Source organism: Streptomyces sp. NRRL S-1022 (assembly GCF_000720135.1).
Taxonomy (GTDB): Bacteria; Actinomycetota; Actinomycetes; order Streptomycetales; family Streptomycetaceae; genus Streptomyces.
Genome location: NZ_JOIU01000008.1, coordinates 13,759 through 38,965, shown reverse-complemented (window position 1 = coordinate 38,965; position 25,207 = coordinate 13,759). Strand labels below are relative to the sequence as shown.

Annotated in this window: 18 protein-coding genes; 7 read left to right on the top strand and 11 right to left on the bottom strand. The window is 73.1% G+C overall.

Annotated features, from left to right (window positions below; translation table 11 throughout):
* Positions 1-18 precede the first annotated feature (18 nt).
* Positions 19-1,344, bottom strand: a complete 1,326-nt coding sequence (locus tag IG05_RS0110640) for an LCP family protein (RefSeq protein WP_030341382.1) — start codon at positions 1,342-1,344, stop codon at positions 19-21.
* A 92-nt stretch (positions 1,345-1,436) separates the two neighbouring features.
* Between IG05_RS0110640 and IG05_RS0110635 the strand changes: the two genes are divergently transcribed.
* Complete coding sequence (locus IG05_RS0110635) at positions 1,437-2,024, top strand: acyl-CoA thioesterase (protein ID WP_078894035.1); 588 nt, start codon at positions 1,437-1,439, stop codon at positions 2,022-2,024.
* Positions 2,025-2,388: 364 nt separating this feature from the next.
* Here IG05_RS0110635 and IG05_RS0110630 read toward each other — a convergent pair whose 3' ends face one another.
* On the bottom strand, positions 2,389-3,765 hold the full coding sequence (locus tag IG05_RS0110630) for an LCP family protein (RefSeq protein ID WP_030341377.1): 1,377 nt from the start codon (positions 3,763-3,765) through the stop codon (positions 2,389-2,391).
* 248 nt (positions 3,766-4,013) lie between these two features.
* On the opposite strand from IG05_RS0110630, the gene IG05_RS0110625 reads away from it, so the two are divergent.
* Positions 4,014-5,042, top strand: coding sequence for a glycosyltransferase family 2 protein (locus IG05_RS0110625; protein ID WP_030341375.1), 1,029 nt, complete (start codon positions 4,014-4,016; stop codon positions 5,040-5,042).
* A 66-nt stretch (positions 5,043-5,108) separates the two neighbouring features.
* On the opposite strand, the gene IG05_RS0110620 is transcribed toward IG05_RS0110625, so the two are convergent.
* The 4 genes from IG05_RS0110620 to IG05_RS0110605 all read right to left on the bottom strand — a co-directional run bounded on the left by IG05_RS0110620 (position 5,109) and on the right by IG05_RS0110605 (position 10,939).
* Positions 5,109-6,710 (bottom strand): LCP family protein, encoded by a 1,602-nt coding sequence (locus IG05_RS0110620; protein WP_037813590.1) that lies wholly within the window; start codon positions 6,708-6,710, stop codon positions 5,109-5,111.
* 130 nt (positions 6,711-6,840) lie between these two features.
* Positions 6,841-8,601: an LCP family protein gene (locus tag IG05_RS0110615; RefSeq protein ID WP_030341371.1), complete on the bottom strand. Its 1,761-nt coding sequence runs from the start codon at positions 8,599-8,601 to the stop codon at positions 6,841-6,843.
* A gap of 239 nt (positions 8,602-8,840) precedes the next feature.
* Entirely contained in the window at positions 8,841-10,028 is a 1,188-nt protein-coding gene (locus IG05_RS0110610; protein ID WP_030341369.1) for an LCP family protein, read from the bottom strand.
* Positions 10,029-10,183: 155 nt separating this feature from the next.
* Complete coding sequence (locus IG05_RS0110605) at positions 10,184-10,939, bottom strand: TIGR03089 family protein (protein ID WP_030341367.1); 756 nt, start codon at positions 10,937-10,939, stop codon at positions 10,184-10,186.
* Positions 10,940-11,068: 129 nt separating this feature from the next.
* On the opposite strand from IG05_RS0110605, the gene IG05_RS0110600 reads away from it, so the two are divergent.
* Together IG05_RS0110600 and IG05_RS0110595 are read left to right on the top strand one after the other, a co-directional pair.
* Positions 11,069-12,508, top strand: a complete 1,440-nt coding sequence (locus tag IG05_RS0110600) for a peptidoglycan recognition protein (RefSeq protein WP_234335825.1) — start codon at positions 11,069-11,071, stop codon at positions 12,506-12,508.
* A 186-nt stretch (positions 12,509-12,694) separates the two neighbouring features.
* The gene (locus IG05_RS0110595; RefSeq protein ID WP_030341363.1) at positions 12,695-13,777 is read left to right on the top strand and encodes a nucleotidyltransferase family protein; all 1,083 of its coding nucleotides are present in this window, start codon (positions 12,695-12,697) and stop codon (positions 13,775-13,777) included.
* 509 nt (positions 13,778-14,286) lie between these two features.
* On the opposite strand, the gene IG05_RS0110590 is transcribed toward IG05_RS0110595, so the two are convergent.
* The 4 genes from IG05_RS0110590 to IG05_RS0110575 form a co-directional block, all read right to left on the bottom strand.
* Positions 14,287-15,339, bottom strand: coding sequence for a DNA-3-methyladenine glycosylase family protein (locus IG05_RS0110590; protein WP_420707580.1), 1,053 nt, complete (start codon positions 15,337-15,339; stop codon positions 14,287-14,289).
* Between the two features lie 64 nt (positions 15,340-15,403).
* Positions 15,404-16,798 carry a coenzyme F420-0:L-glutamate ligase gene (locus IG05_RS0110585; protein WP_030341360.1) on the bottom strand — a complete coding sequence of 465 codons (1,395 nt, stop codon included), beginning with the start codon at positions 16,796-16,798 and terminating at the stop codon, positions 15,404-15,406.
* Positions 16,795-17,754 carry a 2-phospho-L-lactate transferase gene (gene cofD, locus IG05_RS0110580; RefSeq protein ID WP_030341358.1) on the bottom strand — a complete coding sequence of 320 codons (960 nt, stop codon included), beginning with the start codon at positions 17,752-17,754 and terminating at the stop codon, positions 16,795-16,797. Before cofD ends, IG05_RS0110585 begins: the two co-directional genes overlap by 4 nt.
* Positions 17,755-17,788: 34 nt before the next feature.
* Positions 17,789-18,295 (bottom strand): cysteine dioxygenase, encoded by a 507-nt coding sequence (locus tag IG05_RS0110575; protein ID WP_030341357.1) that lies wholly within the window; start codon positions 18,293-18,295, stop codon positions 17,789-17,791.
* A gap of 687 nt (positions 18,296-18,982) precedes the next feature.
* On the opposite strand from IG05_RS0110575, the gene IG05_RS0110570 reads away from it, so the two are divergent.
* The 3 genes from IG05_RS0110570 to IG05_RS0110560 all read left to right on the top strand — a co-directional run bounded on the left by IG05_RS0110570 (position 18,983) and on the right by IG05_RS0110560 (position 24,699).
* Complete coding sequence (locus tag IG05_RS0110570; RefSeq protein WP_003975777.1) at positions 18,983-19,246, top strand: WhiB family transcriptional regulator; 264 nt, start codon at positions 18,983-18,985, stop codon at positions 19,244-19,246.
* Between the two features lie 180 nt (positions 19,247-19,426).
* On the top strand, positions 19,427-23,194 hold the full coding sequence (locus IG05_RS0110565; protein ID WP_107051327.1) for a glycosyltransferase: 3,768 nt from the start codon (positions 19,427-19,429) through the stop codon (positions 23,192-23,194).
* Positions 23,191-24,699: a DUF5719 family protein gene (locus IG05_RS0110560; protein WP_030341353.1), complete on the top strand. Its 1,509-nt coding sequence runs from the start codon at positions 23,191-23,193 to the stop codon at positions 24,697-24,699. The genes IG05_RS0110565 and IG05_RS0110560 overlap by 4 nt, the downstream gene beginning before the upstream one ends.
* A 52-nt stretch (positions 24,700-24,751) precedes the next feature.
* On the opposite strand, the gene IG05_RS0110555 is transcribed toward IG05_RS0110560, so the two are convergent.
* A complete protein-coding gene (locus IG05_RS0110555) occupies positions 24,752-25,138 on the bottom strand; it encodes a metallopeptidase family protein (protein ID WP_030341351.1) in 387 nt (128 codons plus the stop codon).
* Positions 25,139-25,207 lie beyond the last annotated feature (69 nt).

Genomic DNA, 25,207 nt, shown 5'->3' with positions numbered 1-25,207 from the left:
GGCCGCCGCGCGCCGGCGTCAGTTGCCGGAGACGGTGACCTTCTCGTCGTTGTTCAGCTGGTCCACCAGCGTCTTCACCTTCGCCTTGTCCCAGACGAGGTTGCCGCCGGCGGAGCCGGAGATCGGCATGTTCATCGAGGTGCCGTCACCGCCGCTGACGCCCTTCATCGCCCAGAACATCGAGGCCAGGTCCCACAGGCCCATGTCCTTGTCGACGATCAGGGAGTCCAGGCCCGCGCCCATGGTCGGGTAGAACTTGAACGGGTTCAGCATCGTCGACGGGGTGGCCACCTGGTGGGCCAGCGCGGCCAGGAACTTCTGCTGGTTCTTGGTGCGCTGCAGGTCGGAGGCGGCGAACGCGTGCCGGGTCCGGACGAACGCGAGCGCCTGCTGGCCGTTCAGGGTCTGCTTGCCGGCCTGGAAGTCGGCGCCCGACCACTTGTCCTTGAAGCCCTTGTCGATGTCGATCTCGACCCCGCCCACCGCGTCCACGATGTTCGCGAAGCCCTGGAAGCCGATCTCCACGTAGTGGTCGATGTGCAGACCGGTGTTCGCCTCGACCGTGCGGACCAGCAGCGTCGGCCCGTCCTCGGCGTAGGTGGCGTTCAGCTTGGCGTGCCGCCCCTGCGCCGGGTAGACCTTCCCGGACGTCGACCCTCTGTACGACGGGACCACCACGTCCGAGTCGCGCGGCAGCGAGATCAGGGTGTCGCCGTTGTCGCCGACGTGCAGGATCATCATCGAGTCGGTGCGCTTGCCCTCGGCACCGCCGGTGTGCAGCTTCTTCTCGTCCGCCTTGGACATGCCCTCACGGCTGTCCGAGCCGACGATCAGGTAGTTCGTGCCCGCGCCCGACTCCGGCCGGTCGATGACCTTGGACAGGTCCACCTCGCGGCGCAGCTTGGAGTCGGCCCAGAAGTAGGTGGCCACCGACGTGACGACCAGCACGGTCGCCAGAGTGATCGCCGTCCACTTGATCCGGCGCCGCCAGTTCGGCGCGGGGCGCGGGGCGCGGGTGGACGCCCCTTCCGGGCCGCCCGGGCCCCGGCCGCCGGGGCCGCCGTAGACCTGGCCCGTGTTGTAGCCGCTGTCGTAGTCGCCGTAGCCGGCGCCTTCCTCGTGTCCGCGGCCGTCGACGTACGACGGCTGCTGCGGCACACCGGCCCCGTACGGCGGCGCCGCCGGGCCGGGGTCGCCGTACGCCGAGCGCGGTCCGGGCGGTACCGCCGGGCCGCGCTGCACCTGACGCATCACGCGGGCCCCCTCCGGCTGTGCGCCGGCACTGCCGCGTCCGTAGCGCGGGCCGCGGTTGTCGTCGGACCATCCCTCGGGCCAGTCATTCATGGGCCCCAGTGTGCAGGGCGCGGATATGTGCTCGACAAGAGATGTCGGGAAATCAGGGCCCCGCTGTTGCGAACCCGACACAAAGTCCGCGAATGAGCCGTCGGCATAGGGTGGAGGGCATGACAGACCAGGCCACGGACACGGATCCGGACACGCAGCCGGACATCCCGGGCAAGCCCACGTCCGCCTCGCGCACCACCCTCAGCCACATCATGACCCACAACGACACCAACCTGCTGGGGACGGTGCACGGCGGGGTGATCATGAAACTGGTCGACGACGCGGCGGGCGCGGTGGCCGGCCGGCACTCCGGCGGTCCCGCCGTCACCGCGTCCATGGACGAGATGGTGTTCCTCGAACCGGTCCGCGTCGGTGACCTGGTCCACGTCAAGGCGCAGGTGAACTGGACCGGCCGGACCTCGATGGAGATCGGCGTGCGGGTGCTCGCCGAGCGCTGGAACGAGTCGGACCCGGCCACCCAGGTCGGCTCGGCGTACCTGGTCTTCGCGGCCGTCGACGCCGACGGCAGGCCGCGCCGGGTGCCGCCGGTGATACCGGAGACCGACCGGGACCGCCGCCGCTACCAGGAGGCCCAGATCCGCCGCACCCACCGCCTGGCCCGCCGCCGGGCGATCCGCGAGCTGCGGGAGAAGAGGGCGGCGGAGGGCTTCGAGGACTAGCCGGATAGCTCCGGGGACCGGCCGGAACGCTCCGGGGACCGGCCGGAAAGCTCCGACCGGCCGGAAAGCTCCGGGGACCGGCGGGATAGCTCCGGGGGACTAGCTGGAGCGCGCCGGGGACCGGCCGGAGTGCTCCGGGGACCGGCTGGAGTGCTTCGGGGGCCGGCGGGATAGTTCCGGGGACCGGCTGGAGTGCTTCGGGGACCGGCGGGATAGCTCCGGGGACTAGCCGGAACGCTCCGGGGGCCGGCGGGATAGCTCCGGGGACTAGCCGGAACGCTCCGGGGACCGGCCGGAACGCTTCGGGGACGGCCGGAGGGCCGCGCGGGCCGGGCGGTGTGCCGCGGCGCTCCCGGCGGAGCGCTCAGCACACCACCTCGTTGCCCCGGACCACGTTCTGCTCCGGCTGTGCCGGGTCCTCGAAGCGCACCCTGCGCACCTTGCGCACGTCGGCGAGGTCCGCGCCGGCCGTCACCTTCAGCAGCGGCCCCTGCCCCGGCACCGCGCGCAGCTCGCTGCCCGGCAGGGCCACGGCCAGGGAACGGGCGGAGCGGTCCCAGCGGGGGTCGTAGGAGATCACCGTGCGGGCCACGTGGGCGGGCGCGGTCACCGGCAGGCGGGTGGTGGCGAAGCCGGTCGCCGCGAGTGCCGCGTCGACCCGCTTGCCCAGCCCGACCGTGCCGCTGCCGTTCGCCACCTGCACCCGGATGGAGTCCGGGGCCACCTCAACCGGCAGCGGGGTGTGCGCCGGGTCGCGGTGCGGACGGTCCCCGGCGAGCGGCTTGTCGTCGCGCAGCGCCCGGAACAGCTCGTCGGACTTCGCCGGGTCCCACTTCAACGTCGAGCCGATGCCCTTGACCTGGAAGTCCATCTGCCCGATGGGGACGGTGGTGAACTCGGACGAGGAGGGGGAGAACTCCCGCATCGCGCGGCCGAGGTCGAGCAGCTCGTCGGTGCCGAAGCCCTCGTCGGCGCGGACCGAGCCGAGCACCGCCCGGGTCACGTCCCGGAACCGCATCGGGTTCAGCAGCACCCCGGAGGAGGTCGTCTTCTCCAGCAGCGCGGCCAGGAACCGCTGCTGCCGCTTCATCCGGCCCAGGTCGCTGACACCGTCGATGTGCCGGGCACGCACGTACTGCAGCGCCTGCCCGCCCAGCAGGGTGTGGGTGCCGGGCCCGAGGTCGAGCCCGGTGTACGAGTCCTTCAGCGGTGTCGGCGTGCACACCTTGACCCCGCCGAGCACGTCGACGGTCTTCATGAAGCTGGTGAAGTCGACCTCCAGATAGTGGTCGATCTTCACGTGGGTCATGTTCTCGACCGTGCGGATGGTCAGCTGGGGGCCGCCCTCGGCGTAGGCCGCGTTCAGCTTGACCGGGTGCGGGCCGTGCCGCTGCCCCGAGTTCAGGTCGAGGTGCGCGGGCATCTCGGCGTAGGAGTCGCGCGGCAGGCTCACCACGGTGGCCCGATCCCGGTCCTCCGAGATGTGCACGATCATCATCGTGTCGGTGCAGTGGCAGGGCTGCCCGCCCAGCCGGTAGGCGCGCCGGTCCTGCTCGCTGATCTTGTCGCGGCCGTCGGTGCCGACCAGCAGCAGGTTCATGCCGTGGCCGGCCCGGGGCCGGTTCTTCATGTCCTTGAAGGCGTCGATCCGGGCGATCCCCGCGTCCAGACTGGCGACCACCGCGTGCCCGATCCCGGCGGAGGCGAGCACCACGACCGACAGGGTGGTGACCGCCCGCATGGCCCAGCGGGGCCGCCTCGGCGGCCGGACGGACCGTACCAGCCGTTCCGGCGGTCGCGGTACACGGCGGGGCGGCTGGCGGCGTTGCGGAGGCGCGGGGGACCGAGGCGGGCTGGACAAGGAGGACACCTCCGGACGAGGCCGTACGTGGGATCCGTGAGCACAGTAGGCCGATACGATCTCCAGCCCGCGTCGCAGCCCCGGCGGCGCGCATCCGTGTCCCCCGTTCGCGGTAACGTGAGGCCCCTATGAACGCCAAGCCCGACGTGCGGCTCCCCGCCGTGTCAGTGATCATGCCCGTCCTCAACGAGGAGCGGCATCTGCGCGGGGCCGTCCAAGCGATCCTCGCGCAGGAGTACGCCGGCGAGATGGAGGTCGTGATCGCCCTCGGTCCGTCCACGGACCGCACGGACGAGATCGCCGCCGAGCTGGTCGCCGAAGACCCGCGCGTGCACACCGTCCCGAACCCGACCGGCCGCACGCCCGCGGCGCTGAACGCGGCGATCAAGGCCTCCCGGCATCCGATCGTGGTCCGTGTCGACGGCCACGGCATGCTCTCGCCGGACTACATCGCGACCGCGGTCCGCCTCCTTCAGGAGACCGGCGCGCAGAACGTCGGCGGCATCATGCACGCCGAGGGCGAGAACGACTGGGAGCACGCGGTGGCCGCCGCGATGACATCGAGGATCGGCGTCGGCAACGCGGCCTTCCACACCGGCGGCCAGGCCGGCCCCGCCGAGACGGTCTACCTCGGGGTGTTCCGCCGCGAGGCGCTGGAGCAGCAGGGCGGCTACAACGAGGAGTTCATCCGCGCCCAGGACTGGGAGCTGAACTTCCGCATCCGCGAGGCGGGCGGGCTCATCTGGTTCTCGCCCGAGCTGAGGGTGTCGTACCGGCCGCGGCCGTCGGTGCGCGCGCTGGCCAAGCAGTACAAGGACTACGGCCGCTGGCGGCACGTCGTCGCCCGCTACCACTCCGGTTCCATCAACCTGCGCTACCTCGCCCCGCCGGTGGCGGTGTGCGCGATAGCGGCGGGCCTGGTCGCCGGCGCCGCGCTGACCCCGTGGGCCTTCGTGATCCCCGGCGGCTACCTCGCCGCGATCGTCGCGGGCTCCCTCCCGGCCGGCAAGGGGCTGCCCCCGAAGGCCCGGCTGCAGATCCCGGTGGCCCTCGCCACCATGCACATGTCCTGGGGCTGGGGCTTCCTGACCAGCCCGAAGTCCCTGGCGAGGAAGGTCGTCGCCTCCCGGCGGCCCGCGGTCCTGGACACCGTCTGACAGACCCGCGAAGGGCCCCTCCCGCTGGTGGAGGGGCCCTTTCCGCGGTTCCGGCCGGTCAGTTGGTCACTGCCACTGGTAGGGCTTGTACACGTCCATGCACGTCGGCTTGTCCGACGCGTTCGCGGAGTCGGTGCCCTCGGGCAGGTCGCCGGCCTTCGGGACGGACTCCTTGGGGTAGGCAGTCCCGGTGCGCCAGTCCGCGCCGACGACGACCGTGACCCCCGACACGTCGGTGGACTTCTGCACCTGGCTCATCGGGATGCCCAGCGCCTTGGCCACCGCCTGGGCGTCACCCTCCAGGTCCGCGCTCGGATACCGTACGACCGTCCTGTCCTCGGACAGGCTCCCCGAGGTGTCGGCCTGCGCCCGGGTGTAGCCCTTCTGCACGAGCACCTGCCCGATCGCCGACGCCCGCTGCGGGACCGCGGCCTCGGCGGAGGTCCGGGTGGCGTTCTGCACCAGCACGCCGAGCCGGGCCGCGTCGAGCGAGGGGGTCTTGGCCGGCTTGTCCTTGCCCCCGCCCTTCTTGCCGTCGGACTTCCCGCCGTTCTTGTCGAACGGCACGTCGTCCTGGAGCATCTGCCACACCTTGTCGGCCTTGGCCTTGTCCGGCACGACGTGGTTGTCCGGGTCGTTCGGGTCCGGGAGGTTGGGCATCGTCACACTGGTGATGCGGTCGGTCGGCACCGACTTCATCTCCATGCCGAGGTCGTACAGCTTCTTGACCGTGCCGATCTCCTCGGAGACCTTCAGGGACTTGGTGGCCGCATCGGCCAGGTCCATCAGCCGGCCGGTGTCGGTGAACACGTTCTGCTGCTTCAGCGTACGGATCATCGAGTTCAGGTACATGTGCTGGGCGCGGGCCCGCATCAGGTCGCTGCCCCAGGCGTGCCGGGTGCGCAGCCACTGCAGGGCCTGCTCGCCCTTCACCTTGTGCGTTCCCTTGGTGAGCTTCAGCCCGGAGCCGCCGCGCTGGCTCGGGGTCGAGTGGTCCCAGACGTTCTGGTTCACACAGACCTCGACACCGCCGATGGCGTCCGCCATCCGCACCACGCCCGCGAAGTCGATCGTCATCCAGTGGTCGATGTAGACCCCGGTCAGCTCCTCCCAGGTGAGCAGCGTGCAGCCGGCTCCGCCCCGGGCCAGGGTGACGTTGATGATGTCGTTGGTCTTCGGGTAGTCCTTGCCGTCCGGGTCCTTGCAGTCGGGGATGTCCACCCGGGTGTCACGCGGGATGCTCACCATGGCGGCGCTCTTGCGGTCCGCCGAGAGGTGGATGAGCATCTGCACGTCCGCCAGCGGCGGGTCGCCGGCCTTGTCGCGGCTGCCGCCGAGCTTCACGTTCTCCTTGGAGTTCCGGCTGTCGGAGCCGATCAGGAGGATGTTCAGCGGGGTCTGGCCCGCCGCGTTCGGGGCGGTCCGGTGCGCCTTGGAGTCGTCACCGCCCGCGCGGGCGCCCTTCTGGATGTTGCCGTTGAGATGCTGGTAGTACAGATATCCGGCGCCGGCCGTGCCCAGTATCACCACCGCCAGCACGGTCGCCGACCAGCGCAGCGCGCGCCGTCTGCGGCGCCGCTTGTCGGTCTGCGGACCGCCGACCCGTCGCCGGCCGCCGTGCCGGCCGGAGCGCCCCGGGGCGTCCGTGGTCCTCGACGCGAGCGACATCGTGTCCTCGACCGCCGGAGCATCCCCGCGCACCTCGCTCTGCGCCAATCTCCCTGCCCTCCCCACCCTTGCGCCAAGCAACGGGCCCGTCCCGCGTCCGGTTAGACGCACGACGGGCCCCTAGGGTTACCTAGCCGGCGCACTTCACCTTGTCTGCCGTGGACTTGTCGACGTCCGGCGCCTTCGTCGGCGGCGTGAGGGACACTCCCGCCCCCTTGAAGTCCTTGCCCAGGGTCAGCGTCATCGCCGGCAGCCCCTGGGAGTTGGTCACGCTCTTGCCCGGTTTCATGGCGGCCCCGGACAGGCCCATGATCGCGGCCAGCCGGCGCGCCTGGGCCGCCTGGTCGGGCGCGTACTCCAGCGTGGTCCGGCTCAGCGGGGCGGGCGAGTTGCCGGAGTTCTCCGACTTGGTCACGCCCTCGTCGTTCTGCAGCCAGTTGAGCACCGCCTGGGCGCTGCCGGGCGCGGCCCCGCCGTTGAGGATGCGCACCCGCACGTCGGAGGCGGGCGCCTTGCTGCCCTTGAGCCGGGCGGCCTGGGCGTTCTTCGCCGCCTTCTGCTTCTTCTTCACGTCGGTGAAGGAGACGTCGTTGCGGATCGCCTCGAAGACCGACGGGGCCTTCGACTCGTTGAGGACGACCGTGGAATGGACCTTCTCCGCCGGGTTGTCCACGACCGGCACCGTGGTGAAGGTCAGGTTCTTCGGGTTGAGCTTGCCCAGCTCCAGGCCCAGGTCCTTCAGCTTGGTGATGCTGTCCAGCTTGTCGTCGACGGTCAGCGCCTTGGTGCCCGCCTCCGCCAGCTTCACCATCTTCGTCGGGCTGCTGAGCGTGGAGTTGCCCTTCAGCTTGCGCATCAGCGCGCCGAGGAACTGCTGCTGGAGCCCGATCCGGCTCAGGTCGCCGCCGAAGCCGACGGAGTGCCGCGTGCGCACGAACGCCAGCGCCTGCTCGCCGGAGATGTTGTGCGTGCCCTTGGACAGCTTCAGATGCGAGTCCGGGTCGTCGATGTCCTTGGCCAGGCAGACCTCGACACCGTCGACCGCCTCGGTCAGCGTCTTGACCGCGTTGAAGTCGGCGACCATGAAGTCGTCCGGCTTGATTCCGGTCAGTTCCGTCACCGTGCGCATGGTGCAGCTGGGCGTACGGTCGTCCTGTCCGAGGCTCTTGTTGAAGCGGACGCCCTGTGAGCCGGGGATGACCTTCTGGCTGCCGTCCGCCTGCTGGGTGGGGCAGTCCGGGACGTCGACGATCAGGTCGCGCGGAATGCTGAGCGCGGTCGCGTTCGACCGGTCCTTGGAGAGGTGCAGCAGGATCGTGGTGTCGGCGTGGCCGACGCTGCCCGAGTCGCCGTAGCCCTCGTTGCCCTTGCCGGTGCGCTTGTCGGTGCCGATCAGCAGGATGTTGATCGCCTCGTCCTTGCTGAAGCCGCCGGTGCCGGCGCCGTCGTCGGACACGGAGGTGATGTTGTCGTTCAGGTGCTTGATGTAGAGGTAGCCGGCGGCCGTCACGGCGACCAGCACGAAGGCCATGGACCCGCCGGTCCACAGCAGCACCTTCTTCGCCTTCGACTTCTTCTTCACCGGCCGCCGGGCGGCGCGCCGCCCCTGCGGTGCCTCCGGTTCGGCGTTGCGGCGCCGGGCCGAGCGCGGTGCCGGCACCTCGGCGCCGCGCGCCCGGGGCGACTGCCGGCTCTGCCCGGTCTCCGGCTGCCGCTCACGGCCGCCCGCCGCACCGCTGCCGTCCCGGGAGGACGGTCTGCGCGGTCCGGGAACCGGCGGCTGCGCTGCGGAAGGGCTCAGTCGCAGTTCGTATTCGCCGGTGTTCGGATTGAGCACCCACTGGTCTGCGGGGTCGATGTTGTCCGCCCGCCCACGGCCTTGCGCGTCCACGGTTGTCCGAATCCTCCGTCGGGGCCACGCGGCGCCTTCCCCCTCCAAGGCGCTCGGGTCTCGGTGAATCGGTGCACGGCCCCGACAAAGCCCGTCGGACCTCGCGGCCAGGTGCACCGGACCGCTCACACTATCCGCCCAGTTCAGCGTCGAGCGACGCCGGTGACAAATTCCACCTGCTACAACAGGGCAATCCCCCTCATTTTCCGAAGGGAAGGTCGCCGTTCTTTCCCTGCGTCTTACTCACAGGTCTGTTCGGCGGCGGTGTTCCCGCGGAAAGTCGGTGCGGGCGAGGGGCCGTTCGGGCCGCCCGATCCTGTGTCCCGCCCGGGAACATCCCGTGAATTCCCCTGGGTGACCACCACCGGCTGGTCGGCCCGCAGCCGCGCGAACAGCTTCTCGGCCTCCGGCTCCACGAGTTGATCACGGTTGGCGTCGTAGACGTACGACTCCCTCGGCACCGTCAGGAACTGCACGTGTTCCGCAGGGAGGTCACGCAGCCCGCGCACCAACTGGTAGAGGCCGCGCAGGCTGGCCAGATCGGGGTCGGTGGTGAGCGAGGAGGTCGCCGCGTCCAGCACCGGGTACAGCTTCACGGGATTCAGCAGCACGTCGTTGCTCTGCACCTTGTTGACGAGCGCGCCGAGGAACCGCTGCTGGCGTTCCATCCGTTCGGTGTCGCTGCCGTCGCCGAGCGACTTGCGGGCCCGGACGAACCCGAGCGCCTGCTCCCCGTCGAGCGTGACCTTCCCCGCGGGCAGCCTCAGCCGCGCCGCCTTGTCGTCGACGGGTTCCTTCAGGCACACCTCCACCCCGTCGACGGCGTCCACCATCTCCTTGAACCCGCTGAAGTCGACGACCATGTGGTGGTCGACGCGGATGCCGGTCAGCTTCTCGACGGTCCGGATCGTGCACGCCGAACCGCCCACCTGGTAGGCGTGGTTGAGCATCGCGAACACGGGGTCGCTGCGCGTGCCGTCCTCCTGCCGGCAGCCCGGGATGTCCACCATCAGGTCCCGGGGCAGCGAGACGGCGGTGGCGCTGCGCCGGTCGGCGGCCAGGTGGAGCAGGATCGTGGTGTCCGACCGCTCGCTGCCGAGGTCCCTGCCGTACTTGCCGTTGCCGTCCCCGGCCCGGGTGTCGGACCCGATCAGCAGGATGTTCTGTGCGTCCCGCACCAGTGCGGTGGGCCGCTCCCGTTCGTACCGGGCGAGTTCGGCGGCGGCGGCGTCGTCGGCGGTGATGTTGGCGCTCAGCTTGGCGTAGACGCCCCAGCCGGCCCCGGAGGCCGCCGCGACCAGGACGGCGGCGCCCAGCGCGGAACCCTGCGCCCAGCGCCGGCGCCGCCGTCGTATCAGCCCGTCCCCGGTCGCCGAGGCTCCCGATCCGGGACCGGGACCGAGGGGCTCGCCTGCGGTGTCGGTCACGATGGGGCCATCCCCTCACGGCGTACGAGCGTCGCGTCCTGTTCCTTACGACGATGCCGGGGGAGGGGGCCGGAAGCGCCCTGTACTACTCCGTTCGGGGGAACGGCGAGACCTCGGGGCGCGGGACCGTGCGGCTGGGCCGCGCCCCCTGTGCCTCACCGCCGTACTGCCGTCACCCGCTCGCTCTCGACCCGCTTGGCCAGGGCGTCCTCGTCCAGCCGCTCCGCGTTCCGGCACAGCACCACGGACCCCCCGGTGGCCAGCGGCGAGAACAGCCCCGCGCTCAGCCCCTCCCAGGTGTCGTACGGCAGCCCGGACAGCAGCCTCGAACCAGGACCCGTCAGCCCGAGCGCCCCCGCCTCCGAAGCGGCCCGCTCGACGACCTCCGCCCCGCTGAACTCCCGCCCCGCGACGATGAGCGCCGGTTCCTCGGGGTCCACCGGCGCGAACGGGGCGAACCGGTCGCCCTGGCCCGGCACTTCCACGGCGTAGTCGAGGAACCCGGCCGGAGGCTGCGGGAACCGCCCGCCCAGCGGCCGCAGCGCCAGCGCCACCCGCTCACCGGTGCAGGCGAGCGCCGCGTCGAGCGAGTCCGGCCCGCTCACCACCACGTCGGCCGCCGCCGGGTCCCCGCCGACGTCCACGATCGCGCCCACCGAGGAACAGGCCAGCAGCCACACCGCCGTCTGCCAGTGCGCGGGCAGCAGCAGCGCGACCCGGTCACCGGGCCCGGCGGACAGGTCGCCCTGGAGGAGATTGGCGGTCTTGGCCACCCAATTGGCGAAGGTGGCCACGGACAGTTCGACGCGTTCGCCCGTGGCGTCGTCGTAGAAGGTCACCAGCGGGCGGCCGGGGTCCGCGGCGAGCGCGGAAGTCAGCAGGTCGGCAGGGGTGCGATCGGTGGCGTTCACCCGGCACAGGGTACGCGCGGGCGGGCGGGGGCGCCGGGCGGTGGGGCCACCGGTTCGGCGGAACGTTGTCCGACACTCCGTCAGTCAACTGATGGACATATTTGTCGGACTATGTCAAAGATCATGCACATGCGTGGATTCCTCCCTTCCTGTCCTGGCGTCTCCCCGCTCACCGCCCGCTCGATCGGCGTCACCTTCGCGGCCGTCGTGGCCCTCACCCCGGCGCTGCCCGCGTCCGCCGCGCCGGCACCGGCCGGGGCCGCCGTGCCCGGCAGCACCCGGTCGCTGCCGCTCGTCCCCCTCGCCCGGGAGCGCGTCCTCGGCGGCGCCCCCGGACTGGGGCTGCACCGCACCGGCCTCGCACGGTTCGCGCTGGTCGGCGTCGTCTGGGACGACCCGGGCAGTGAACTGCACGGCCGGGTGCGGGTGCGTACCCGGTCCGCCGCGACGGGCCGGTGGTCCGGCTGGCAGGACGTCGAGACGCACACCGCCGGCCATGGCGCCGATCCCGGTACGGCGGAGGGCTCCGCGCGGCGGCTGCGCGGGGCGACCGCACCGCTGTGGGTGGGGGAGTCGGACGGCGTGGACGTGCGGGTGCGGGCGGAGGGGCCGCAGGGCGCGGCAGGCAGCCGGGCGGGAGGCCCGCCGCGGTCACCGCTGCCGTCGGGGCTGCGGCTGGAGCTGGTCGACCCCGGGAACGACGGAGGGGACGGGACGAACACGGGGGACGGGGACGCCGGCGCGGGGGAGGCGGGGGTCACCGAGGCGTCGGACGCCGCGGAGGCCGACGACCCGCCCGGTACCGCCCTGGACACGGAGGCCGCGATCGCCGCGTCCGGCGCCAACGCCGACATCACCGACTTCGGCGCCACCGCGATCCCGGAACTGGACCGGGAGGCCACCGAGCGGGAACTGGCCCGCCTCCAGGGCACCTCGCTCGACGATCCCGCACGGGCGAAGCCGTACATCGGACCGCGCCCCCGGATCGTCACGCGCCGGGGCTGGGGAGCGGACGAGTCACTGCGCGAGCACGGGTTCGTCTACACGGCCAAGGTCAAGGCGGCCTTCGTCCACCACACGGCCTCGGGCAACGCGTACACCTGCGCACAGGCCCCGTCCGTCATCCGCAGCATCTACCGGTACCACGTCAAGAGCATGGGCTGGCGGGACATCGGCTACAACTTCCTCGTCGACAAGTGCGGAACGATCTACGAGGGCCGGGCCGGGGGCGTGGCCAAGGCGGTGCTCGGCGCACACACCCTCGGTTTCAACACCAACAGCACGGGCATCGCCGTGATCGGCACGTACGGGTCGGTCAAGCCGTCGGGCAGCGCCGTGACGGCCGTCGCCCGGCTCACCGCGTGGAAGCTGGGGCTCTATGGGGCCAATCCCCTAGGAAAGACATATCTCACGTCGGGCGGTGGCAATCTGTACCCCAAGGGGAAGAACGTACGACTGAACGTGATCTCCGGCCACCGCGACGGGTTCGCCACCGAGTGCCCCGGCAAGCTGCTCTACGCCCGGCTCGGCACGGCCCGCTCCAGCGCGGCGGCGTACCAGGGACGCTGAGGCCGGGACCCGCGTTCACCGCCGTCGGGGCGACGGGCGCGGGGACGGGTGGGGGAAACCGCACGCCGATTCACGGGACACCGCGCGGCCATCGGAGGCGTCGTCGCACGGTCTGCATACACTGACCGGCCGAAACGAGTGTTGACGAGTAGTTCGGCCGGTCCCGGCAGGAAGCAGAGACGACAGGTGACAGAAGCGATCCTCCTGGTCGGCGGCAAAGGCACCCGGCTGCGACCGCTCACGGTGCACACGCCCAAGCCGATGGTCCCGGCCGCCGGAGTGCCGTTCCTCACCCACCAGCTGGCGCGGGCGCGGGCGGCGGGCGTCGAGCACATCGTCCTCGCGACCAGCTATCTGGCCGAGGTCTTCGAGCCGTACTTCGGCGACGGCTCCGCGCTGGGCCTGCACATCGAGTACGTGACGGAGGAGGAGCCGCTCGGCACGGGCGGGGCCATCCGCAACGTCGCCGCCCGCCTGCACTCCGGGCCCGACGACCCGGTGCTGATCTTCAACGGCGACATCCTGACGGGCCTGGACATCAGGGCCCTGGTGGACACCCACGAGTCGACGGGCGCCGATGTCTCGCTCCACCTGACGAAGGTGACGGACCCGCGCGCGTACGGCCTCGTGCCCACGGACGAGACGGGGCGCGTCCTGGCCTTCCTGGAGAAGCCGCAGACGCCGGAGGAGATCGTCACCGACCAGATCAACGCGGGGGCGTACGTCTTCCGCCGCTCGCTGATCGACACGATCCCGGCCGGGCGGCCGGTGTCGGTGGAGCGGGAGACCTTCCCCGGGCTGCTGGCCGCCGGCGCGCATCTGCAGGGCATGGTCGACTCCACGTACTGGCTGGACCTCGGCACCCCGGCCGCGTTCGTCCGCGGCTCGGCCGACCTGGTCCTCGGCCGCGCGCCGTCCCCGGCCGTGCCCGGCCGCTGCGGCGACCGTCTCGTGCTGCCCACGGCCACGGTGGCGCCCAACGCCAAGCTGACCGGCGGCACGGTGGTGGGCGAGGGCGCGTTCGTGGCGGAGGACGCGCGGATCTTCGGCTCCACCATTCTTCCGGGCGCCGTCATCGAGCCCGGTGCCGTCATCACCGACTCCCTCATCGGCACCCGGGCCCGCGTCGGCGAACGCTCCGTCCTCACCGGCACGGTCATCGGCGACGGCGCGGTCATCGGCGCCGACAACGAGCTCCGCGAGGGGGTCCGGGTGTGGTGCGACGCCCGCATCCCCTCCGGCGCCGTCCGCTTCTCGTCGGACCAGTAACCCCAGCCTCGGACCGCCGCTCCCGGGAGAGCGCCCCACCGCCGAGCCGCCACAGCCCCGGGCAGCCGTGCTGCGTGGCTGGGGCGGTGTCCGCCTTGGTGGCGGCCGTCGTGTCGCCGTAGCTGCGGGCAGTCGTGCTGCTGGGGCGGCACGGGTGGGCGCAGCGGCACCCTGGCAGCGCCGGTGAGCGAAGCGATTCCCGGCGGGCCTGGGCTTGGCAGTGCCGGTGAGCGAAGCGATTCCGGGCCGGCCTGGGCTTGGCAGTGCCGGTGAGCGAAGCGATTCCCGGCGGGCCTGGGCTTGGCAGTGCCGGTGAGCGAAGCGATTCCCGGCGGGCCTGGGCTTGGCAGTGCCGGTGAGCGAAACGATTCCCGGCCGGCCTGAGCCTGGCAGCGCCGGTGAGCGAAACGATTCCCGGCCGGCCTGAGCCTGGCAGCGCCGGTGAGCGTTCCGCCCCCGGCCGGGCCCGGCAGCGCCGGTGGGGAAGCCGGTCCCGACCCGAGGACGCGTCAGAGCAAGCCGATGTCGACGCGGCGCATCTTCGGGGCGCGGCGTGCCGGTACCGCCCCGCTCAGCAGGATCAGCCGAGCCGCCCGGTGCCGCTGCCCGGCATACGGCTCCAGCAGCCGCAGCATCTCCGCGTCGTCCGCGTCCCGGTCCCCCGCCAGCGCCCACCCCACGATGCCCGGCAGATGCAGATCCCCGACGGTCACCTCATCCGCCGCCCCATGACTGCGCTGCACCACCTCCGCCGACGTCCACGGCCCCACCCCCGGCACGACCTCCAGCCGCGCCCGGGCCTCGTCCGCCGGCATCCCCACCGCCTGCTCAAGCCGCGCAGCGACCCGCACGGCCCGCAGGATCGTGGACGCCCGCTTGTCGTCCACACCGGCCCGATGCCACTCCCAGGACGGGATCAGCGCCCATGTACGCGGCGCCGGCATCACCCACATCGGCCGCTCGCTCACCCCCGCGGGCCCCGGCGCCGGCTCCCCGAACCCCCGTACGAGCCGCCGCCACGCCCGGTACGCCTCGTCGGTGGTGACCTTCTGCTCCAGCACGGACGGAATCAACGACTCCAACACCAGCCCCGTCCGGGTCAGCCGCAGCCCCGGCCGCCGGTGCCGCGCCAGCGCCACCACCCGGTGCCGCGGCACGAACGCGCCGGGATCGTCGGCGGCACCGAGCAGCTCCGGCAACCGCTCCAGCAGCCACTCGGCCCCCGGCCCCCACGCCTCACCGCACACCTCACCGCCGTACGCCCGCACCCGCAGCGTGCCCGGCCCGGCGGGCGTACGGCAGGCCCGCCACACGGAGCCGTCCGCCGTGGCCCGGAACGTCGGGTCGGCGGGCCCGCGCCGCAGCGGCCCGAGGATCAGCCCGAGGTCCAGCGGCCCGTCCGGCACCCATCGCCGAACCCGCGCGGGGACCGCCGCCTGCCGCGGTATCCCGGCAGCGGCCGCCGCGGGTACGGCGACCTGCCCGCGCACGGGCACGGGGGCACTTCCCACGCCTTTCGGGCCGTGGGGGAGTGCCGGCCGCTGGGGGAATCGTCCTGCCACGAGTGAGTCCTAGGGTGCCGGTGGGCTTCCGGAGGTGCCGGTGCCGTCCTACGAGACTAGGCGCTCAGCGCACCGTCACGAACGCCCCCGCGTCCCGCTCCGGCCGCGGTCCCGGCTCCTCCGCCGGACGGCCGACCGCCACCGCGCCCATCGGATCCCAGTCCGCAGGCAGCCCCAGGACGTCACGGACCACGTCCCGGCAGAACATCGTGGACGACACCCAGGCCGAACCCAGCTGCTCCCCGGCCAGCGCGACCAGCAGGTTCTGCACGCCCGCGCCCATGGCGACGACGAACATCTCCCGCTCGGCACCGTCCCGCCGGGCGTCCCCGTAGGTGTGCGAGCCGTCCATGACGAGGCACGGCACGATCAGGTACGGCGCGTTGCGCAGCACGTCACCGCGCCGGATCCGCTTGGCGACGGACTCCTCGCTCCTGCCGTCCCGGCGCAGGTCGGCGATCCAGGCGTCCCGCATCGCGTCCAGCAGCCGTACCCGCGACTCCTCCGACTCCAGCAGCACGAACCGCCAGGGCGTGGTGTGGTGCGGAGCGGGCGCGGTGACCGCGGCGGCCACCGCGCGGCGGACCGCACCGGGGTCCACGGGCTCGTCGGTGAACGTCCGCACCGTACGGCGCTGGGTGACGGCCTCCCGCACCGCCTCGGAGGTGCCGAGCCGGAACATGTCGTCCCGCGCGGCGCGCACCAGCGCCCGCGCGCCCTGGTCGGCACCGCCGTCCCCGGAAGCGCCGGCGGAGTCGAATACGTCGGAAGCGTCGGGGGAGCCGGCGGCGGCGGCGGTGGCGAGCACGTGGGGCAGTCCGCGCACCACGGCCACCGGCCGCCCCGCCGCCTTGCCCTTGACCAGGTCACCGGCGGCGGCCAGCTCGTCCGCCGTGGCGACGACGGTCGCGCTCAGCGGGTTGCCGTACGCGTCCGTGCCGCCGCGCAGATCGTCCAGCACGCGTACCCCGGCCGCGCCGATCGCCACGTCCGTGAGCCCAGCCCGCCAGGGCCGCCCGAAGGTGTCGGTGACGACGACGCCGACGTCGACGCCGAGGGAGTCGCGCAGCCCCGCCCGGATCGCGCGCGCGGACGCGTCCGGGTCCTCGGGCAGCAACAGCACCGTCCCGGCCGGAGTGTTGGAGGCGTCGACGCCCGCCGCGGCCATGACCAGTCCCTGCCGGTTCTCCACGATGCGCAGCGCGCCGCGCCGGGCCACGACCCGGACCGTCTCGGCATCGATCGCGGCCTCCCGGTCGGCCGCCTGCACGATCCGCCCCTCGGCCTTGGAGACGATCTTGGAGGTGACGATCAGCACATCGCCGTCGGCCAGGCCCGGCTCGGCCGCGGCGATCAGCTTGGCGACGTCGTCGCCCGGCCGCACCTCGGGGATGCCGGACAAGGCCCAGACCCGGTACCCGGGCTGCTCGGCCGGCCCGGCGGACGCCGTCGCGCTCACGCCCCCCGCACCTCCTCGGCCAGCGCCAGCGCCTCCCGCACCATCTGCGCGGTCGCGTCCACGTCGGTCATCATCAGCGGCACCGCCCGGCAGCGGATGCCGTCCGCCTCGATCCGCTCGACCGCGCCCGCGTCGACCGTGTCGACCAGCCAGCCGTCCAGCAGCCCCGAGCCGTAGTGCTCGGCGACCGCGGCGGCCGTGGACTCCACGCCGACCGCGGCGAGCACCTTGTCGGCCATGCCGCGCACCGGCGCGTCGCCGACGATCGGGGAGAGGCCGACCACCGGCACGCCCGCCTCGGCGATGGCCTCGCGGATACCGGGCACGGCGAGGATGGTGCCGATGGACACGACCGGGTTGGACGGCGGGAAGAGGATGACGTCCGCCTCCGCGATGGCCTCCAGCACGCCCGGGGCCGGCTTGGCCTGCTCGGCGCCGACCGGGACGACCGCCTCGGCCGGGACCGAGGCGCGCAGCTTCACCCAGTACTCCTGGAAGTGGACCGCCTTGCGCTCACCCTCCAGCACGACGGCCACATGGGTCTCGACGCGGTCGTCGGTCATCGGGATGAGCCGCACGCCCGGCTTCCAGCGGTCGCACAGCGCCTCGGTGACCGCGCTCAGCGGATAGCCGGCGCCCAGCATCTGCGTCCGCACGATGTGCGTGGCGAAGTCGCGGTCGCCCAGCCCGAACCACTCCGGGCCGACGCCGTACGCCGCCAGTTCCTCCTTGAGGTGGAAGGTCTCGTCGGACCGCCCCCAGCCCTGCTCCTCGTTGATGCCGCCGCCGAGCGTGTACATCACCGTGTCCAGGTCCGGGCAGACCTTCAGCCCGAAGAGGTGGATGTCGTCGCCGGTGTTGCCGATGACGGTGATGTCCGCGTCCGGCGCGGCCTGCTTCAGACCGCGCAGGAAACGGGCACCGCCGATGCCGCCTGCCAGAACCACAATGCGCATGGGAGCAAGTCTTGCAGGCGGGTCCGACAATGCGTCAGGCAGTCACCGCACCCGGCCCGGTGCGCGCCTCGCAGTGCGGGGAGGTGTGCATCGGCATCCGGGTCAGGCCGGGGTGGTACACGTGCAGGCTGACCGCCGGCTCCAGCGCGTCGTTGACGACCTCGTGGACGTATCCCGGCGCGAACACCCGCTGGGAACCCGCCGCCAGCGCGCGCGTGCCGCGCTCGGTGCGTTCGGTGAGGGTGCCCTCCAGGACGGTGAGCACGCCGGACGAGGGTCCGTGGTCGTGCAGCCCGCTGCCCTGCCCGGGCACCCAGGACAGCAGCCACACCTCGTAGCCGGGGCCGGTGCGCAGCCGGTGGTACCAGCGGGTGGTGGCGTCGTACCGGACGAGGGGGGCCCACTGGGCGCGGTCGGCGGCGATCGACCGGGCGAGCCCCACGAACTCGGCGACGGTCGCCGGGTGCTCGCGCGGCGGCTGGAGCAGGTGCGGTACCTCGAGGATGTCGCCGGCGATCTGGAGGTCGTTGTCGCTGTTCATCTGGGTGCGCTGGTCCTCGGCGGAAGAGTGGGGGCTGGTGCTGGGGTGACGCGTACGGTCCGCCCGGGTCACGGGCGTGCGGGGTGTCCCCGGATTCCCCGGATGAGGGATCACTGAGGGGGAGACGCGACCGAGCCGGTATGGACTCGGGAACAGCCGGAGCGGGCTCGGCTCAACAGCTGGGACAGCAACAACAGCTACAGCGCGCGCGGGCGGCACCGAGGGACCCGGCGGTGCGGGTCAAGGTGAGCGCCAAGTTCGCGAGCATGCCCACTAGGACACCGGTTCACACCCGCACTGTCAACTCAGGGCCCGGTATGTGGGACATGTTTCACCTCATCCGGTCCATCTGTGCGGTGAAAGGTTTGCTCACCGGGAGGTCGGGACACATGGGGCACATCCGAGCGCTCCAGCCTCGCGGAACGCGATCGAACACGGAGACGTCCTTCTCCGTACAGAGATCTGTACGGGGGTTCGATCGCCCCCGCGGGCCCAGCTGCGTGTCAAGGTATATGGCGATTTGAACACTTTCCGCACGGCCTTGGTTCCGCAGAGTGAATAACGGGCCCAATAGCAGATCTCGGCTTGACTCGCCCGGAGCAGCACACTTGTAATTTCACTCGTGTCGTTCAGCCGAAATCGGTAACGGCTACGCACGGGGACGCGAAAGACAGACGAGGGGCGCACATGACCGAGCTGGTGCAGCAACTGCTGGTCGACGACGCGGACGAGGAACTCGGCTGGCAGGAGCGCGCGCTGTGCGCCCAGACCGACCCCGAGTCCTTCTTCCCCGAGAAGGGCGGCTCCACCAGAGAGGCCAAGAAGGTCTGCCTCGCCTGCGAGGTCCGCTCCGAGTGCCTTGAGTACGCCCTCGCCAACGACGAGCGCTTCGGCATCTGGGGCGGGCTGTCCGAGCGGGAACGCCGCCGCCTGAAGAAGGCCGCCGTGTGACCGCACGTACGGCCGCAGACGTCACGAACGGCCCGCCGCCCATGGGTTGTCCACAGGCAGCGGGCCGTCGTCATGCCCAGCCGATAGTGTGGGCGCTCGTCCGAGACGCCCCGCTGTCCCCTCGCCCCCGAGAAGACACAGGCGTCCACCGCAGTCCATCGAACCGGGGCCCGTACCTCGATGTCCGTGCACAGCCATGCGGCCGCCCGAACCGGCGCCGCCACCGCCGGGTTTGACCCGACCCGCCCGCCCGAGTTCCCGCGTCATGTGGTGACCGCGGTCCTCGTCTCCCACGACGGCGCCCGCTGGCTGCCCGACGCGCTCGCCGGGCTGCTCGGCCAGGAGCGCCCCGTCCAGTACGCGGTGGCCGCCGACACCGGCAGCGCGGACGACTCCGCCCAGCTGCTCACCGACGCCCTCGGCGACGCCCGGGTGCTGCACCTCGCCCGCCGCACCGGCTTCGGCCAGGCCGTGGAGGAGGCGACCCGCACCGCACCCGTCCTCACCCCCGAGGACCTGCCGTACCTCAAGCGCCCCAGCGGCTGGGACCCCGTCACGCGCTCGTGGCGCGACGACGCCTACGACCTCCCCGAGCTGCCGCACGGCGAGCCCGTCCACTGGCTGTGGCTGCTGCACGACGACTGCGCCCCCGAACCCGACGCCCTCGCCCAGCTGCTGCGGGTCGTCGACAACGAACTCGAACTCGGCCGCGACGACGTCGCGGTCGTCGGCCCCAAACTGCGCGGCTGGTACGACCGCCGCCAGCTGCTGGAGGTCGGCGTCTCCATCGCCAACTCCGGCCGCCGCTGGACCGGGCTGGACCGCCGCGAGCAGGACCAGGGCCAGCACGACCACGTCCGCACCGTGCTGTCCGTGTCCACTGCCGGCATGCTCATCCGCCGCGACGTCTTCGAACAGCTCGGCGGCTTCGACCGCCGGCTGCCCCTCATGCGCGACGACGTCGACCTGTGCTGGCGCGCCCACAGCGCCGGCCACCGCGTTCTGATCGCCCCCGACGCGGTCGTCCGGCACGCCGAGGCAGCCTCCCGCGAGCGCCGCACGGTGGACTGCGCCGGCCGCACCGCCGCCTCCCCGCACAAGGTCGACAAGGCCGGCGCCGTCTACACCCTGCTCGTCAACACCCGCACGCCCGCGCTGCCCTGGGTGCTGCTGCGGCTCGTCCTCGGCACCGTCCTGCGCACCCTCGCCTACCTCGTCGGCAAGGTCCCCGGTCAGGCCGTCGACGAGATCCGCGGCCTGCTGAGCACCCTGCTGCGGCCCGAGCGGATCCTCGCCGCCCGGCGCCGCCGCGGCCCCGCCCGGATCGACAAGGGCGAACTGCGCCAGCTCCTCCCGCCGCCCGGCGCCACCGTCCGGGCCACCGTGGAACAGATCGCGGGCAGCTTCACCAGCGGCACCGACACCGACACCTCCTCGGCCGGCCGGCACGGCGGCGCCGTGGAGTCCGGGCCCGGCGGCGACGACGCCGAGTTCCTCGAAGTCGAGCAGTTCGCCCGGCTCAAGCGCATCGCCCGCAGGCCCGGCCCGGTGCTCTTCCTCGCGCTGCTGCTCATCTCCGTCGTCGCCTGCCGCGCCCTGCTCGGCGGCGGCGCCCTCGCCGGCGGCGCCCTGCTGCCCGCCCCGGCCGGAGCCGGCGACCTGTGGTCCCGCTACCTGGACGCCTGGCACCCGGTGGGCGCCGGCGGCACCCCGTCCGCGCCGCCCTACCTGGCGATCGTCGCGACCCTCGGCTCGCTCCTGTTCGGCTCCACCGGACTCGCCGTCACCGTCCTGCTGGTCTGCTCGGTCCCGCTCGCCGGATGCACCGCCTACTTCGCCTCCCGGCCCCTGGTCACCTCCCGGCTGCTGCGCGCGTGGGCGGCCGTCGCCTACGCCTTCCTGCCCGCCACCACCGGCGCCCTGGCCGGCGGCCGCATCGGCACCGCCGTCCTCGCCGTGCTGCTGCCGCTCATCGCGCGCGCGGGCATCGCCGCGAGCGGCCTGGCCCACCGCGGCGGCGCGCGCGGCAGCTGGCGCGCCACCTGGGCGTACGCGCTGCTGCTGACCGTCACCACCGCCTTCACCCCGATCGTCTGGCCCATCGCACTGCTCCTCGGTCTCGGCGTGCTGGTGCTGCGCCGCGGCGACCTCATCGCCCACGGCCTGCGTTTCCTCGTCCAGCTCGGCACTCCGCTGCTCGTCCTGGCCCCCTGGTCGCTGACGCTGCTGCCGACCGGCTTCTTCCAGGAGGCAGGCCTGGAGTACGGGCCCTCGGCCGCCTCCGCGCTCGACCTGCTCGGCGCCGCCCCCGGCGGCCCCGGCACCGTGGACGGCCTGATGCTCATCGGCATCGTGTTCGCCGCGCTCGCCGCCCTGCTGCGCTCCGAGCGGCAGCTCGGCATCCGCACCGCGTGGGCCGTCGCCCTGGTCGGCCTCGTCTTCGCGGTCCTGTCCAACAAGTCCGCCTGGGCCGGACCGGCCACCCTCGTCTACGGCCTCGCCCTGCTGGCCGCCGCTGCCCTCGGTGCCGACGGCGCACGCGCGCGCGTGGCCGAGCAGAGCTTCGGCTGGCGCCAGCCCGTCGCCGCCCTGATCGCCTTCGCCTCCGCCGCCGGCCCCCTGCTGGTCGCCGCCGGCTGGATGATCGGCGGGGCCGACGGCCCCCTGGAGCGCCGTGACCCCGCCCAGGTGCCCGCGTTCGTCGCCGAGGACTCCTCCGGCGGCGACCAGGCCCGCACCCTGGTGCTGGACAGCGACTCCGCCGCACGCGTGCGCTACACCCTGGTCCGCGGCTCCGGCGCCCGCATGGGCGACGCCGAGATCGCCGCCGCCGACGGGGAGAACGCCCGCCTGGACAAGGTCGTCGCCAACCTCGTCGCCGGCTCGGGCGCCGACCAGGCCGACGAACTCGGCGGCTTCGCCGTGCGCTACGTCCTCGTCCACAAGGGCGCCCCCCGCGACATCACCCGGATCCTCGACGCCACCCCCGGCCTGTCCCGGCTCAGCCAGCAGAACGGCAACGCCCTGTGGCGCGTCGACCAGGACGTCGCCCGCGCGGCCATCGTGCCCGCCTCCGGCCAGGGCCGGCCCCAGCCCGTCACGGCGGGGCCGGTCGAGATCCACACCACGATCCCCGCCGGCTCCGGCAGCCGCGTCCTGCGCCTCGCCGACAGCGCCGCCGACGGCTGGACGGCCACCCTCGACGGCAAACCGCTCACCCGCACCACCGTCGACGGCTGGGCCCAGGGCTTCCCACTCCCTTCCGCCGGGGGCAGGCTGGACATCACCTACGATGCCCCGATCGCCCACGGCGCCTGGCTCTGGGCGCAGGGCGCGCTCGCCGTCGTCCTCGTCGTCCTCGCCCTGCCCGGCCGGCGCCGCGACGTCGACGACGACCTGCCCGAGGAGCAGCCCCTGCCCGCCCAGGCCACCGCCGGCGAGGGCCGCCGCGCCCGCCGCCTGCGCGCCCAGGCCGAGGAGGCTGCCGGGGAGTCCCCCGCCGCGCCCCCGCAGCCCGAGCAGCCCCCGGCCTCCGTACCGCGGCAGCAGTCGTACGACACGGAGGTCCCCCCGGACGAGCGAAGCCGGGACTGGGGGAGGGACCAGGCCGCCTACGAGGGCGCCGGGGACTCCGGGCACGCCGGTTACGGCACGGACCCGTACCAGCCCACGGCGGGTTACGACCAGCAGGCGTACCAGCAGCACGACCCCTACCAGACGGCCCCCTACGACCCGTACGCCTACAACGGCACGGCCGACCAGATGCCGTACGACCCGGCGGCCTACCAGCAGCAGGGCTACGACCCGGCGTACGACCCGGCCCAGCAGGGCTACGACCCCGCCCAGCAGGCCTACGACCCGTCGTACGACCCCGCCCAGCAGGGCTACGACCCGGACCAGCACCCCCACGGCACCGGTAGCCAGCGCCCCGACGGGAGCCAGCAGTGAACCGCACCACCCTGTCCCTGCTCGCCGGTACGGCCGCGCTGGCCGCCGTCACCGCGTTCGCCGCGTTCGACGCGCCGTCCGCGTCCGGCACCGCCGCCCCCGGGACGGCCGCCCAACTCCCCGTGGAGCGCACCGGTCTGCTGTGCCCGGCGCCGAGCATGTCGGACATCGCCGACACGGCGTACACCTCGTTCACGCCCGTCACCAAGGGCGCCGCCCGCAGCGGCGAGGCACGGATGCGGCCGGCCACCGGGCAGTCGGCGGACGGCACGGAAGGCGGCAAGGGCGGCAAGGGCGCCGGGAAGAAGACCGACGAGCCGCTGCTCGCCCCGAAGGCGCCGGGCACGCCGTCCACCGGCGAGACCTCCGGCGCCGAGACACCCGCGCTGATCGGCACGGCGGACGGCGGGTTCGCGCCCGGCTGGACCGTCCAGGAGACCACCGAGGTCGCCGCCGGCACCGGCCGGGGCCTGCTGGGCGTCAACTGCACCGGAGCCGACACCGAGTTCTGGTTCCCCGGCGCCAGCACGGCCACCGGCCGCACGGACTACGTCCATCTGACCAACCCCGACGACTCCGCGGCCGTGGTCGACATCGAGCTGTACGGCAAGGACGGCGCGATCAAGTCCCCGCTGGGCGAGAACCTCACGGTCAAGCCGCACGCGAGCGAGCCGATCCTGCTCTCCACGCTCACCGACGAGCGGCAGGACGACGTGACCGTGCACGTCGGCGTGCGCAGCGGCCGGGTCGCTGCGGCCGTGCAGGCCCTGGACGACAAGTCGGGCGGCGACTGGCTGGCCGCCGCCGCGGACCCCGCCGGCAGCCTGGTCCTGCCCGGCATCCCGAAGGACGCCACCGACGTCCGCCTGATCGCCTTCGCGCCCGGCGACGACGACGCCGACCTGAAGATCCGCCTGGCCTCGCCCGACGGCCTGATCACCCCGGCCGGGAACGAGACCGCGCACGTCAAGTCCGGCATGACGACGACGGTCGACCTCGGCGACGTCACGCGCGGCGAGGCCGGTTCCCTGGTCCTCACCCCCACCGACCAGGCGGTTCCGGTCGTGGCGGCCCTCCGGGTCGTCCGGGGCAAGGGCGACAAGCAGGAAACGGCGTTCATCCCGGCCGCCGCCGCCGTCGGCGCGCGCGCGACCTCCGCCGACAACAGCGCCAAGGGCACCACCCTCGCCCTGACCGCCCCCGGCGGCACGGCCACGGTCAAGGTCACCGCCTCCGCCGGCAGCGAGGGCGGCACCCCGGCGGCCAAGACGTTCACGATCAAATCCGGTACGACCCAGGACGTCGACGCCCCGGTGCCGGCCGGCCTGAAGGGCACGTACGCCCTCACGGTCGAACCCGTCTCCGGCGGCCCCGTCTACGCCTCCCGTACCCTCGCCGCCACCGAGGGGGGCGTCCCCGCCTTCACCATCCAGACCCTGCCGAACGACCACGGCACGGTCGCGGTACCCCGGACGGAGCAGGACCTGTCGGTCCTGCAGAGGTAGGAGCGCGGGCGGGCGCGGGCGGTCGTGCCGCCGGCGCCCGGAAGAGGCGCGCCTAGTCCTCCCCGTACCGGGGATCCACGGTCTCCGGCGTCAGCCCGAGCAGCTCCGCGACCTGCTCCACGACCACCTCGTGCACCAACGCGGCCCGCTCGTCGCGGCCCTTGGTCCGGATCTCCACGGGCCGCCGGTACACGACCACCCGCGCCCGCCGCCCGTCCTGCGCGGGGACGATCCCGCCGAGCGGCACGCCGTCGTCCGGCCACGCCACCTGATCCGCCCGCCCCTCCAGCCGGGGCACCTCCAGCACCAGGAAGTCGATGTCGGCCAGCTGCGGCCAGCGCCGTTCGAGACGCTCCACGGAGTCCTGCACCAGGTCCGCGAACACCTCGGCACGGCTCGCGGCCAGCGGCACCTGCGGCGGGGCGATCGGCCCCCGCATGCCCCGCCCGTGGCGGTCACGGCGACGGGGCCCGGGGCCGGCGGCACGGGGCGGTACACGGTTGTCCAT